The 12,723-nt window shown below is 61.9% G+C and carries 14 protein-coding genes and 1 tRNA gene; 10 read left to right on the top strand and 5 right to left on the bottom strand.

The window, feature by feature from the left end; all coding sequences use genetic code 11:
• The first annotated feature begins 15 nt into the window (after positions 1 to 15).
• Together ACTJKE_RS04005 and hemA are read left to right on the top strand one after the other, a co-directional pair.
• The gene (locus tag ACTJKE_RS04005; RefSeq protein WP_057255057.1) at positions 16 to 813 is read left to right on the top strand and encodes an FAD binding domain-containing protein; all 798 of its coding nucleotides are present in this window, start codon (positions 16 to 18) and stop codon (positions 811 to 813) included.
• 330 nt (positions 814 to 1,143) lie between these two features.
• Entirely contained in the window at positions 1,144 to 2,358 is a 1,215-nt protein-coding gene (hemA, locus tag ACTJKE_RS04010; protein WP_057255058.1) for a 5-aminolevulinate synthase, read from the top strand.
• Between the two features lie 250 nt (positions 2,359 to 2,608).
• On the opposite strand, the gene dxr is transcribed toward hemA, so the two are convergent.
• Positions 2,609 to 3,784, bottom strand: a complete 1,176-nt coding sequence (gene dxr, locus ACTJKE_RS04015; protein ID WP_113133425.1) for a 1-deoxy-D-xylulose-5-phosphate reductoisomerase — start codon at positions 3,782 to 3,784, stop codon at positions 2,609 to 2,611.
• Between the two features lie 209 nt (positions 3,785 to 3,993).
• On the opposite strand from dxr, the gene ACTJKE_RS04020 reads away from it, so the two are divergent.
• From ACTJKE_RS04020 to ACTJKE_RS04035, 4 genes are all read left to right on the top strand, one after another.
• Positions 3,994 to 4,716, top strand: a complete 723-nt coding sequence (locus tag ACTJKE_RS04020) for an META domain-containing protein (RefSeq protein WP_112997068.1) — start codon at positions 3,994 to 3,996, stop codon at positions 4,714 to 4,716.
• A 133-nt stretch (positions 4,717 to 4,849) separates the two neighbouring features.
• A complete protein-coding gene (locus tag ACTJKE_RS04025) occupies positions 4,850 to 5,011 on the top strand; it encodes a Thivi_2564 family membrane protein (protein WP_089044368.1) in 162 nt (53 codons plus the stop codon).
• A 135-nt stretch (positions 5,012 to 5,146) separates the two neighbouring features.
• Positions 5,147 to 5,515 carry a VOC family protein gene (locus ACTJKE_RS04030; protein WP_440691203.1) on the top strand — a complete coding sequence of 123 codons (369 nt, stop codon included), beginning with the start codon at positions 5,147 to 5,149 and terminating at the stop codon, positions 5,513 to 5,515.
• 159 nt (positions 5,516 to 5,674) lie between these two features.
• Complete coding sequence (locus tag ACTJKE_RS04035) at positions 5,675 to 6,637, top strand: phosphatase PAP2 family protein (RefSeq protein ID WP_162752618.1); 963 nt, start codon at positions 5,675 to 5,677, stop codon at positions 6,635 to 6,637.
• A 185-nt stretch (positions 6,638 to 6,822) separates the two neighbouring features.
• On the opposite strand, the gene ACTJKE_RS04040 is transcribed toward ACTJKE_RS04035, so the two are convergent.
• On the bottom strand, positions 6,823 to 7,311 hold the full coding sequence (locus ACTJKE_RS04040; RefSeq protein ID WP_112997070.1) for a RidA family protein: 489 nt from the start codon (positions 7,309 to 7,311) through the stop codon (positions 6,823 to 6,825).
• Positions 7,305 to 8,027 carry an SDR family NAD(P)-dependent oxidoreductase gene (locus ACTJKE_RS04045; RefSeq protein WP_112997071.1) on the bottom strand — a complete coding sequence of 241 codons (723 nt, stop codon included), beginning with the start codon at positions 8,025 to 8,027 and terminating at the stop codon, positions 7,305 to 7,307. Before ACTJKE_RS04045 ends, ACTJKE_RS04040 begins: the two co-directional genes overlap by 7 nt.
• A gap of 113 nt (positions 8,028 to 8,140) precedes the next feature.
• Here ACTJKE_RS04045 and ACTJKE_RS04050 point away from each other — a divergent pair, with 113 nt between their 5' ends.
• On the top strand, positions 8,141 to 9,043 hold the full coding sequence (locus ACTJKE_RS04050) for a LysR family transcriptional regulator (protein WP_112997072.1): 903 nt from the start codon (positions 8,141 to 8,143) through the stop codon (positions 9,041 to 9,043).
• On the opposite strand, the gene ACTJKE_RS04055 is transcribed toward ACTJKE_RS04050, so the two are convergent.
• Both ACTJKE_RS04055 and ACTJKE_RS04060 read right to left on the bottom strand, forming a co-directional pair.
• Positions 9,040 to 9,540 carry a GNAT family N-acetyltransferase gene (locus ACTJKE_RS04055; protein WP_112997073.1) on the bottom strand — a complete coding sequence of 167 codons (501 nt, stop codon included), beginning with the start codon at positions 9,538 to 9,540 and terminating at the stop codon, positions 9,040 to 9,042. The two genes, ACTJKE_RS04050 and ACTJKE_RS04055, sit on opposite strands and share 4 nt — an antisense overlap.
• 132 nt (positions 9,541 to 9,672) lie before the next feature.
• A tRNA-Arg gene (locus ACTJKE_RS04060) sits at positions 9,673 to 9,749 on the bottom strand.
• A 251-nt stretch (positions 9,750 to 10,000) separates the two neighbouring features.
• Between ACTJKE_RS04060 and ACTJKE_RS04065 the strand changes: the two genes are divergently transcribed.
• The 3 genes from ACTJKE_RS04065 to ACTJKE_RS04075 are packed head-to-tail and all read left to right on the top strand — an operon-like array spanning position 10,001 to position 12,560.
• Positions 10,001 to 10,897: an ROK family protein gene (locus ACTJKE_RS04065; protein WP_112997074.1), complete on the top strand. Its 897-nt coding sequence runs from the start codon at positions 10,001 to 10,003 to the stop codon at positions 10,895 to 10,897.
• 4 nt (positions 10,898 to 10,901) lie between these two features.
• The gene (locus tag ACTJKE_RS04070) at positions 10,902 to 11,396 is read left to right on the top strand and encodes a heme-degrading domain-containing protein (RefSeq protein WP_112997075.1); all 495 of its coding nucleotides are present in this window, start codon (positions 10,902 to 10,904) and stop codon (positions 11,394 to 11,396) included.
• 3 nt (positions 11,397 to 11,399) lie between these two features.
• Positions 11,400 to 12,560, top strand: a complete 1,161-nt coding sequence (locus ACTJKE_RS04075; protein ID WP_110878826.1) for an AGE family epimerase/isomerase — start codon at positions 11,400 to 11,402, stop codon at positions 12,558 to 12,560.
• Positions 12,561 to 12,723 lie beyond the last annotated feature (163 nt).

Below are 12,723 nucleotides of genomic sequence, written 5' to 3' on the forward strand. Positions count from 1 at the left end.
ACGGGAGGACACCGCATGTACGAGACCCAATATCACCGGGCGTCCTCGGTTCAGGATGCCGTCAGCCGAATGGAAGCGGCCGGCGAAGGCAAGTATGTCTCCGGCGGCATGACGCTGATCCCGACGATGAAGCAGCGGCTGGCGGCACCGAGCGATCTCATTGACCTCCGGCATATCGCCGAGATGCAAGGCATCACGGTTTCCGGCCGGTCAGTGCGGATCGGCGCCGCCACGACACATTATGACGTGGCGTCGGCGGCGGCGCTCAAAGCCGTCTGTCCGGCGATCTGCAGCCTTGCCAGCCATATCGGCGACCCGCATGTGCGGCACATGGGCACGATCGGCGGTTCCATCGCCAACAACGACCCGGCGGCCGATTATCCGGCGGCGATGCTGGCGCTCGGTGCGACGATCGTGACCAACAAGCGCGAGATTGCGGCAGATGATTTCTTCACCGGCCTGTTCGAAACAGCGCTGGAGGACAGCGAGATCGTCACCGCCATCAGCTTCGAAGCGCCTGCCAAGGCTGCCTATCAGAAGTTCGCCAATCCGGCATCGCGCTACGCGATGACCGGTGTGTTCGTCGCGCGACGGGACAATGGCGACGTCCGGGTGGCCGTTACCGGAGCGGGAGCGAACGGGGTGTTCCGGCATGGCGATATGGAGGCGGCGCTGGTTGCCAACTGGTCGCCGGACGCGCTCAGCAATGTCAGCGTCGATGCCTCGGAACTGCTCTCCGACATTCACGCCGACGCGGCCTACCGCGCCAATCTGGTGAAGGTCATGGCCAAGCGCGCCGTGGCGGCGGCCTGACCGGCATGGGGTATCGCCAAACAGCAAAAAAAGGGGGCGGCTTCGGCCGTCCTTTTTTCATCCTTGCTTGACTTCGATCAAGCTTGAAGAGATGAACATGCGCTAGGGCTTTCTTTGGAATGTTTCAAAACTAGGGCTCTCCAGGTTGAAACGGTTTCAGTGAAAGCAGCGAAGATGCTTCGGTCCGAAAATGCTAGATCATTCCGGATGCATTCATTGGACACGCAGCGCTTCAGGGGCCTTTTGCCGCAGTTGGCAGATGCCGAGCATTCCGAGGTTGACCCCAGGTCGCTTTGATTGAAGAAAAGCGACCGGGCACTGGAGAAAATGATGGATTTCGAGAATTTCTTTAAGAACGAGCTGGACGGGCTGCATCAGGAAGGCCGCTACCGGGTTTTCGCAGACCTCGCCCGTCATCGCGGCAACTTCCCGAAGGCAGCGCGCCACACGGCTGCGGGCGTTCAGGAAGTCACCGTCTGGTGTTCGAACGACTATCTCGGCATGGGCCAGCATTCCATCGTCACCGAGGCGATGAAGCGCGCCATCGACGAATGCGGCGCCGGCGCCGGCGGCACCCGCAACATCTCCGGTACCAACCATTACCACGTCCTGCTTGAGCGCGAGCTCGCGGACCTGCACGGCAAGGAATCGGCGCTGCTGTTCACCTCGGGCTACGTGTCCAACTGGGCCGCACTCGGGACGCTCTGTTCGAAGATTCCTGGCGTCATCGTCTTCTCGGACGCCGGGAATCACGCTTCGATGATCGAGGGGATCCGTCACTCCAAGTGCGAACGCGTCATCTTCAAGCACAATTCGGTCGCTGACCTCGAAGCCAAGCTCGCCGCCGCCGATCCGCGCGCGCCGAAGATCATCGCGTTTGAGTCGGTTTATTCGATGGACGGCGACATCGCGCCGATCAAGGAATTCTGCGACCTCGCCGACAAGTACGGCGCCATGACCTATCTCGACGAAGTGCATGCCGTCGGCATGTACGGTCCGCGCGGTGGCGGTATTGCCGAGCGCGAAGGCCTGATGCATCGCCTGACGGTGATCGAAGGCACGCTCGGCAAGGCCTTCGGCGTCATGGGTGGCTATATCACCGGTTCTGCGGCGCTCTGCGACTTCATCCGCTCGTTTGCCTCCGGCTTCATCTTCACCACGGCGCTGCCGCCAACGCTTGCCGCCGGTGCGCTCGCCTCGATCCGCCACCTGAAGGAAAGCCAGGTCGAACGCTTCGCACACCAGGAGCGCGTCCGTCGTCTGCGTTCGCTGCTCGACCAGCGCGGCATTCCGCATATGCCGAACCCGAGCCATATCGTGCCGGTCATGGTTGGCGACGCTGCCAAGTGCAAGTGGATCTCCGACCTGCTGCTCGACAATTTCGGCGTCTATGTGCAGCCGATCAACTATCCGACGGTGCCCAAGAAGACCGAGCGCCTGCGCATCACCCCGACGCCGCTGCATTCGGATGCCGATATCGACCATCTCGTCAACGCGCTGCATTCGCTGTGGTCGCGCTGTGCGCTGGCCCGCGCGGTCGCGTAAGCGGCGGCTTAGCTTCCGAGAAGTATGCCCCTCACCCTAACCCTCTCCCCGCTCGCGGGGAGAGGGAACGAGGACAACGGCTGAACTCTGTGTCCGTTCAATGCCGAAACACCGCCTCTCTCCATTCAGAGAAGCAGGAACTTCGAGCGTTAGGGGCGGATCAGAGCGGGTGCTGCAACGTCCCTTCGCCCCGCTTGCGGGGAGAAGGTGCCGGCAGGCGGATGAGGGGCGGGATGCCCGACCAGACCAGTTATTGAAGCAGCCCGGCCGCGAGATGCCGGGCTTTTTCGTCGGCGGCGAAGACATCGTCCATCGATGTAGCCGCCGGCAGGTCGGCGAGCTTGTCCATGACCTTCTCGACGATCTCCGCCATGGCGAGAAAGCCGGTTCGTCCGGCGATGAAGGCGTCGAGCGCCGTTTCCTTGGCGCCGTTGAGCACGGCCCCCTGCACGCCGCCCTCGACCATGGCGCGGCGCGCCAGGCGGATTGCCGGGAAGCGCACTTCGTCCGGCGCTTCGAAATCGAGGCGCGACAGCTTGGCGAAATCGAGCCGTTCGATCGGCAGGCTGCAGCGGCTCGGATAGGCGAGTGCGTAGCCGATGGCGGTGCGCATGTCCGGGCAGCCGAGCTGCGCCAGCACCGAGCCATCCGTGTAGCCGACCATCGAATGGATCACCGACTGCGGATGCACGATCACCTCGACCTGTTCCGGCTTGAGGGCAAAGAGGTGCTTCGCCTCGATCATCTCCAGCGCCTTGTTGAACATGGAGGCGCTGTCGATCGAGATCTTGAGGCCCATCGACCAGTTGGGATGGGCGCGGGCGACATCGGCGGTTACATGCCGCATCTCCTCGAGCGACTTGGTGCGGAAGGGGCCACCCGAAGCCGTCAGGATGATGCGCTCGACCGCGTGGCGCTGGTGCTCGTCCAGCACCTGGAAGATGGCATTGTGCTCGCTGTCGACAGGCAGCAGCCGGCCGCCACCCTTCTTCACCGCGTCGATGAAGAGGCTTCCGGCGGAAACCAGGCACTCCTTGTTGGCGAGTGCGATGTCGGCGCCGCGGCGGGCGGCTGCGAGCGTGGGAGCAAGACCGGCATTGCCGACGATCGCCGCCATCACCCAATCGGCATCGCGTTCGGCTGCCTCGATCAGACCGCTTCGGCCGGCGGCGACGGCAATGCCGGTGCCGGCAAGGGCTGCCTTCAGGTTTTCGAATTGGTTTTCGTTGGCGGTGACGGCGAGTTCTGCACCAACCTTCACGGCCTGTTCGGCGAGCAGGGGGATGTTGCCGTTGCCGGTGACAGCGACGACTTCGAAGCGCTCGCGACCGCCAAGGCGCTCGATGACGTCGAGCGTGTTGGTGCCGATCGAACCGGTTGATCCGAGGATCGTCAGTCGGCGCTTCGCACTGTCGCGGGATGCCATACCAATACCCATGTTCTTCTTTTCGGACGGGATGCCCGGCGCAGCCTGCGCTGCGGACACGTGATCTTCGCGAGATCGATCCGAGTTTTTATGTTGTTTGCTAGGCTCTACAGGCGAATTCCGCCGGCAACAAGGGCGCGGTCTTCAATCCGTGTCGTCCACGGGCTAAGAATCGGACTGCTTTGAGTCGGAGCCCGAAGGAGTTCGCGATGCTGAAGATCATTACCGCCGTTTCCTGCGCGTGCGTGACCATCGAGATGGCCTCGATGCAGCCGGTTGCAGCCGAAAACGTTCCGCCGCAGCTCGTCGGTACCTGGCTTGCCGAGGACATCGGTGGCGGCGGCGTCATCGACGATCTGCAATCGACGCTGGAAATCCGCGAGGACGGCACCTATGGCGGCATGGCCGGCTGCAACCATTTCACCGGCACCTTCAGTCTGTCGGGCACGAAGATCACCTTCGGCCCGGCCGCATCGACACGCAAGATGTGCGTGCCGGCGGCGATGACCCAGGAACAGAAATTCCTGGAGGCGCTTGGCAGCGAACTCTCCTGGGCAGTCGACGGATCGAAACTCGTGCTCAGCAAGGCGGAGGGCCGGACCGCGATCAAACTGGCGTCGATGACGGTGGGTTCCGAAGGGATCGACGTGACGTTCCGTGCTCCGGGAGCCGGTGCGGTGAACCGGCAATCGGCGCGTTATGACTGCGGCGGCAAGCCCGTCGAAGCGGAGTACATCAATGCCGGCCCGGTCTCGCTGGTGACTTTCACGATCGACGATACCTTTGTCGTCGCCTCCAATGTGATTGCCGCTTCGGGCGCGAAATATGCCGGCGGCCAGTATATCTGGTGGACCAAGGGCGACGAAGCGACGCTTTTCGACGCGACGAAGGGCGAACAGGACCAGGGCATCGCCTGCAAGCCTGCGCCTTGACGCGGAGGCTGCCCGGCAACTTCTCCAACCAACCCGGCTAAAGAAGTTTCCGGGAGAATCGGAACTTTTACCCTCGCTCCATAGTTACAATCCCGGCGCAATCGCGCTGTCGTTGTGAAAAGGGAGTTGATCCATGGGGCTACTTATCGGAATCCTGATTACGTTCCTTGTCATCGTGTTGGTGCTTTATCTCGTCCAGCGGCTGCCGCTCGACGCGCGCGCCAAACAGATCGTCCAGATCATCGTCATCATCATCGGCATCATCTCTCTGTTGAAATACCTGGCCGTCTTCTGACGCACCTCGTTCCCAACCAATGTGAAAGCCGCCGGCTCCGATGTGCCTGCGGTTTTTCTGCGCGGTCGGTCGATGCTGACGGAAGCTGACAGTCGTTATGTCTAGGGTCGCGTCATCGAAACGGGAGACCCGACCATGCTGTCACCGAACCTCATCCTGCTTTATGTCGAAGACCCGCTGGCGAGCGCACGCTTCTACACCGACCTGCTCGATGGCGAGCCCGCCGCCGCCTTTCCAAGCTATGTCGCCTTCGAACTGAAAAACGGCCTGACCTTCAGTCTCTGGTCCACGGCGGCGAAGGATTTCGTATCCTCCGGCACGGGCCATCGCTCGGAAATCGCCTTCATGGTGAAGGACGATGCCGAGGTCGAGCGGCTCTATGCCGCTTGGCGGGAGCGGGGGCTTACGATCGAGCAGGAGCTGAAAACGGCCGTCTTCGGTCGCACCTTCGTCGCGCTCGACCCGGATGGCCATCGGCTGCGTGTGTGCCGGCCCGATGATTGAAGTGCTGCGAACGCTGTGATTCCGGGTCGATTTTGCCTAAGCCTGCAGGTGGTTGATCCCTATTCGGGAAAGCAGTGACGCGGCCCTTGCTCGAGTTGAACCAAGTATTGCCGGTACTGGCAAAGAATGGTTCTATGCGATATGGGGGCTAATCGTCGTTTGGTTTCGATCATCGTTGCCGTGACTGTCTTGTTCGCGGCGATCGATGTTGTGTGGCTGCCATTTTCAGTGATCAGCCTTGATCCTCGAAACTTTGGTCACCTTGCGAAGGCGGCGTCGGCCGCTTTGGCTGCCTATCTGATCGGCAGGCTTGTTCTCTACCGCCTGCGCGATGAAAGATCGTGGGCGGCCGGTGCGATGCGATGGGCTGCGGACCGCCTGATTGTACTGGTCGCGGTTTCCACGATCTTTCTACCACTCGGCTTCGTCAGTGCCATCTTCATGTATTTGGCCTCGGCAACCCAGGTTCCCCTGGTCGATGGCAAACTGGCCGCACTCGACGCGGCGCTAGGCTTCGATTGGCGTTCGTTTCTGGAGACGACGAACGGGTCTCCGCCGGTCGCATGGGCATTGGTAATCGCCTATCACAGCCTGACGCCTCAGGTGATTGCGCTGTTTCTCTTGTACAGTGCGGCTCGGCGAGCGGACAAAGCCTTGGAGTTCGTCGCGCTGCTTGCGGTTTCCTCGGTGTTTACCGGCCTGTTGATGGCGATGTTTCCGGCCGCGGGCGCCTATGCCTATTTCGATCCGCCGCCCGAAACCTTCGACGCGTTTACGGCACAAGCCGGGATGTGGCACTACTCCGAACTGCTGAGGCTGAGGTCGGGGGACAACTTCAACCTGTTCGTTGGGAACGCGCAAGGCCTTGTGACTTTCCCCTCCTACCACACGGCCCTTGGAATCATGGTCGTGTATTCCCTGCGCAGCGTTCGCTGGGCCGCCGGCCCGATCGCTGTTTTGAACGCAGTGATGATCATCGGTACGCTGCCGGAAGGTGGACATCATTTGAGTGATGTGATTGCCGGCGCAATGGTCGCTGTGGTTTCAATCCTGGTGGTTAGAGCGGTCATGGGGCTGGGAAGGGAACGGTACCGGCCAGAGCAGGCTGCGACGACACTGTAGGCAATGACCGAAACAAAAAAGGCCGGGGCAAACCCGACCTTCCTCATCACCTTCGATCGACGCCAGTTCATCCGTGGTCATCAAGAAGGTGTGACTGTTCAAATAGCTTCTGTTCGTGACAGGCGAATGACGAACTGACTTCCTTCCCGAAAGTCGGCGGCGTGGATCGCCGCCGACCGATGGTCTCAATCTGCCACTTCGACCAAAAGCTCGATTTCGACCGACAATCCCAGCGGAAGGCTGGCGACGCCGAGGACGATACGGCCCGAGAGAAGCTCGCGACCGAAGACCTTGGCCAGCAGATCGGATGCGCCATCGGCGACTTGAGGATGATCGCGGAAATCGCCTGATGTTGCGATGTAGACGCCGAGCTTGGCGACGGCAGCGACCTTGTCGAGCGAACCGAGCGCCGCCTTGATTGCCGACAATGCACTCAGGGTAGCGATTTCCGCGGCGCGCCGTCCCTCATCGACCGTTAATTCGACCCCAAGCCGGCCGACGACCTGCGGCTTGCGGTCGATAACCGGCAGCATTCCGCTCAGATAGAGCAGCTTGCCGATCCTGACCCCTTCGACATAGTTGCCGAACGGTGTCGGTGGAGGAGGCAGCGCGATGCCGAGTTCATTCAGCCGCTGTTCTGCGCCAGCGGCGGGTGCTTGCCCGCGGCTTACCATTTGCCCAAATGCGCGCCGCCGTCGACGTTCAGCACCTCCCCGGTGACGCGGGGCGCCCTGGTCAGGAACAGGACCGCATCCACGATTTCATCGACGCTGGAAATGCTGTGCATCGGCGAGAGCGTGTTGAGGAAATCCTTCGGGTTGTCCTTGTGGAGCGGGGTGTCGACGACGCCGGGTGCAACGACGTTGACGCGGATACCGTCCCTTGCGTATTCCATGGCGATATTCTTCGAGATCGCATTGATGCCGCCCTTGGTCAGCATCGCGACCGAGGCGTTCATGCCCGCGATCGGGCGATCGGCCAGCGGCGTCGTGATGCTGACGATGCTGCCGCCTCTCTTTTGCGCCAGCATCTGCTTGACGACCAGCTGGGTCGTGTGGAGGAAGCCTTCGATGTTCGTCGCGCTCAGCTGGCGGTAGTCTTCGGCGGTGTAGTCGACGAAGGGCTTGGTGAAGAAGATACCGGCATTGTTGACGAGTGCGTCGATCGAGCCGAATCGATCGATCGCGGTTTCGACCACGCGTTTCGCCGTGGCCGGATCGGCGATATCGCCGTCGACGCGGGCCAGCCGGTCCGATTCGACGATGTCCCGGGACTGGCTGACGCTTCGCGAGGTTGCGACGACACTGTAGCCCTGAGCGAGGAAGGCGTTTGTAAGGCCCGCGCCGATACCCTGGGACGCGCCGGTGATGATGGCGACCTTGTTGGTCATTTGATCTCTCCACGGTTGGATTGCGTTCGTGGGATCAATATGATCGAGGTGCGATTGCACGATTATATGAAATTATCTGGAATTACTTTTCCATCAGTGCAAAAGTCGCGGGCATGGTCGATTTGAACGATATCGCGGTCTTTGCGGCCGTTGCCCAATTCGAGAGCTTCAGCCGGGCGGCGCGGGCGCTTGGCATGCCGGTCTCCACCGTCAGCCGCAAGGTCACGGCCCTCGAGGAGCAACTGGGCGTCACTCTGTTGCAGCGGACGACGCGCAAACTGAACCTCACGCTTCAGGGGCGCGCTTACTACGCGGAATGCAGCGAACCGCTGAAGCAGCTTCACGACGCGGAACGGGTCCTGAGCGAAGCGCAAAGAAAACCCGAGGGGCTTTTGCGCATCACAGTCCCCATGACTCTCGGGCAGCCGCCGTTCTTTGATTTCCTGTCTGGTTTCCTGAAGAAATACCCCGAGATCAAGGTCGACCTGCTGGTCACAAACATGTTCATGGACCTCGTTGCCGAAAACATCGACGTCGCGGTCCGGTTTGGCGAATTGCGCGATTCGTCGCTCGTCGCACAGCGCATCGGCAGGAGCACCCACTTCCTCGTGGCTGCTCCAGAATACGTGCACGAACACGGCATGCCCTCCGCGCCGGAAGATCTGCGCGACCACCGCTGTGTGCTGGTCAACGCCCGGAACAATGAAACCGAATGGCATCTCGTCAACGGGGACGAATCGATCAGGCTTCACGTGACCGGAGCCGTCTCGGTCCACGATATTCAATCGGCCAGCGCCATGACCGAGCGAGGCCATGGCATCGGCCGGCTACCGCCGATCTTCTGCGACAGCCTGCTTGCGAACGGCAGGCTCGTGCGCGTGCTTCCCGGATGGTCGGCCCCTGATGTCTTTGTGCACGCGGTCTATCCGACGCGGCGGTTTCTGCCGTCGCGACTGCAGGTCTTTCTGCAGGCGTTGAGAGCCTGGCGTGGCCCGGCATGGCAGCCGCTTCGCTAGCCGTCGACCTCTTCGCGCTTCTGCGCGAAAACGCTGAAGCCGGCGCGGCGATAGGTGTCCTGCGCCTTGGGATGATCCCATTCGTCGGTGTGAAGCCAGATGCGGTTCGGGCCGCGGCTCCAGACAGCGCGCAGCGCGCTGTCGAGCAGGAACGGTCCGAGCTTCCTGCCGTACGCCTCGGGGACCAAGCCGAAATGGGTGAGCTCGATGTCGGGTGTCCCGACGCGGTCGAATTCGCAGAGCCCGACCGCTCGGTCGTCCACCCGCAGGATGTGGAGGCCAGTCGATTCGCTGCGAAGAAAACCGTCGAGCTCGGCTGCGCTCATGCGCAGGCGCTGATCCCAGCGCAACGGCTCGCCGACGGCGCGGTAGAGCGATAGGAACGTGGCGGCATCGGGCAGCTCGGGCGCGACCGCTGCATGCTCGATCGGCGGTGGAAGCGCTTCGCCCGCGCGTTGTCCACGCATTTCCATATAGGTCACGAGCAACTGAACCATGAGTGCACCAGTGTAATGCGTTTGGCTGGAATCTCACATTTTGGCCGGGGGCATAGAGCGCTGCGTAAACGCGAGTGGGGAACGGCCCGGGGAATGTGTCGGAGGGTTGGAATTCTATCTATTTGATTTTTATGGTGATCCCGGCGCGATTCGAACGCGCGACCCCCAGATTAGGAATCTGATGCTCTATCCTGCTGAGCTACGGGACCACTTGGATAGCACCCATACAAAAGCAAGGCGTCTTAGCCAAGTGTTTTTGCATGAGTACCGGCGGAAATGCAGGCCGTGTCGAGCTTCGGCTATCCTGAAAGGGCGGCGCGTCGCCGGGGTCCCCACGGGTTGAAATCGATTACGAAACGGGGGCTGGTCTTTCCGGTCTTTCGAATGCTAAGCAAGGCGGGCGTCGGCTTGAGGAGGCTGGCGTTCCCCGTGAGACCTTCATCAGAGACCTGATCCACATATGTTCATCGGAATAGATTGGGGCGGCACAAAAATGGAAGTCATCGCGCTTGGCCGCGATGGCGAAACGCGCGCCCGGCATCGCGTCGCGACCCCGACCAGCGGTTACGACGACTGCATTCGCGCCGTTCTCGACCTGGTTGCCGCGGCGGAGCAGACGGCGGGCGAAAAAGGCTCCATCGGCATCGGCATTCCCGGCAGCCCCAACCCGCGCACCGGCATCGTGCGCAACTCCAATGCGGTGCTGATCAATGGCAAGCCGCTCGGACGTGACCTGGAGGCGGCACTCGGCCGTGCGGTCAGGCTCGCCAACGACGCCAACTGCCTGGCGGTTTCGGAAGCGGTCGACGGTGCGGGCAAGGACGCGCATGTGGTTTTCGGCGTCATCGTCGGCACCGGCCATGGCGGCGGCCTTGCGATCGACAAGAAGGTGCATGCCGGCTACCAGGGCGTTGCCGCCGAGATCGGCCACTATCCGCTGCCCTGGATGACGAAGGACGAGTATCCCGGGCATAAGTGCTGGTGCGGCAAACACGGCTGCCTCGACATGTATGCCTGCGGTACCGGCGTCGAGCTCGACTATCGCCTGACGACAGGTGTCGAAAAGCGCGGGCGCGACATCATCGAGGCGAAGCGGGCGGGCGACCCGGTGGCAACGGGCGTCTACGAGCGCTTCGTCGACCGGCTGGCGCGCAGCCTGGCGCTGCTCACCAATATCGTCGATCCCGACGTTTTCGTGCTCGGCGGTGGCATGTCGAATGTCGACGAGATCTATGACGACGTGCCGCCGCGGGTGGTCAACTATCTCTTCGGCGACACGTTCGAAACCCCCATCCGCAAGGCCCTGCATGGCGACAGTTCCGGTGTGCGCGGTGCGGCCTGGCTCTGGAAGGACTGAACCCATGAATATCGACAAGGACTTGGGCCGCATCGCGCGGCAGGAACAGGAATTGCAGTTCGAGCGCTTCGATCTCGAAACGGCCTGGGAGCTCGGCGCGCTGCTGCGCAAGATGGCGGTCGAGCGCAAGCTCGGTGTGGTCATCGATATCACGCTGTTTTCGATGCAGGTGTTCTACGCCGCGCTCGAAGGGGCGACGCCCGACAATCCGAACTGGGTGCGCCGCAAGCGCAACACCGTCTTCCGGCTGTTCAAGAGCAGCTATGCCACGGGCCGCGAGCTCGCCAAGGCACAGACCAATCTGCAGGCAAAGCTCGGGCTTGCCGATGCTGATTACGCCGCGCATGGCGGCAGCTTCCCGATCGTCGTCAAAGGCACCGGCTGCATCGGCGCAGTCACGGTTTCCGGCTTGCCGCAGCGCGAGGACCACAACATGGTCGTTGAAGCGCTTTCGTCCTTGCTCAGCAAGGATCACGACGCGCTGAAGCTTGAGGGTTAAGTGTTGGCAGGCGATATTTTCTCTCAGTCCCAGATTTTGTCGCAATGGCTGGCCGACAAAGCCCTGCCGCTCTGGCGTGACAAGGGTGTCGATCCCTCAGGTGGCTTCGTTGAGACGATCGACATGGCAGGTGAACCGACGCGCGCCAACCGGCGTTCGCGGGTGCAGCCGCGGCAGGTCTATTGCTTCTCGGAGGCGGGCCGACGCGGATGGAGCGGCGACTGGCGCGGTGCTGCCGAAGGCGGACTTGCCTATTTCGATCGCGTCTTCAAGCAGCCGAGCGGTTTCTACGGCGCGCTCGCCGATGCCGACGGTAATCTTCTCGATCCGTCCTTCGATCTCTACAACCAGGCTTTCGCGCTGCTCGCCTTCGCTTACCTTGCCGAGGTCGTGCCGGCTCGAAAGGCGGAGATGATCGAACGCAGCAACGACCTTCGGTCTCGGATCGAGGCGCATGTCAAGCATCCGGTCGCCGGCTTCGAGGAAGACAACCCTCCGCGCCTGCCGCTTTGCTCCAACCCGCACATGCATCTCTTCGAGGCGTGCCTCGCCAGCGAGGCGGTCGAGGGCTTCGATCAGGTCGCCTGGGCCAATCTCGCTGACGAGATTGCGGATCTGGCGATGGATCATTTCATCGACGCTGAGACCGGCGTCCTGCGTGAGTTCTTCGATCACGACTGGGCGCCGATTGCCGGCGACAAGGGCCGCATCGTAGAGCCCGGTCATCTCTTCGAATGGGCCTGGCTGCTGTTGCGCTGGGCGGAACGCCGCGGCAGCGCCGAGGCGATCGTGAAAGCGCGGCGGCTCTTCGATATCGGCGAGGCGCACGGCATCTGCGCGAACCGCAACGTTGCGATCATGACACTTCTCGACGATCTCTCGGTGGCCGACCCGATCGCGCGGCTCTGGCCGCAGACCGAGTGGCTGAAGGCCGCGGTTCGTTTCGCGGCGCTGACCGGCGGCGCCGAGCGGGAGCGTTATCTCGCTTCGGCTGCGCGGGCGGCGGCAGCGCTTCAGACTTTCCTGGAGACCCCGGTCGCGGGTCTCTGGCGCGACAAGCAGAAGGCCGATGGCAGCTTCGTTGACGAGCCTGCACCGGCCAGCAGCTTCTATCACATCCTCTGCGCCATATACGAAACCGAGGATTGCCTGGCACGGCTTTGATTTGCCGTCCGGAGCAGGTCCTTTCATAATGGCCCGTCGCAATCGCGGCGGGCCATTTTCTTTGTCCAGATGGCCAAATGTGATCGCGCCATATGTTGACATAAAGATATCTTTATGTGATTGACTCGATTATTGTTTGTCGTTTTCAGAACGGGAGATTTCC

Origin of the sequence: Ensifer sp. 22521 (assembly GCF_052044795.1) — a bacterium.
Taxonomy (GTDB): Bacteria; Pseudomonadota; Alphaproteobacteria; order Rhizobiales; family Rhizobiaceae; genus Ensifer.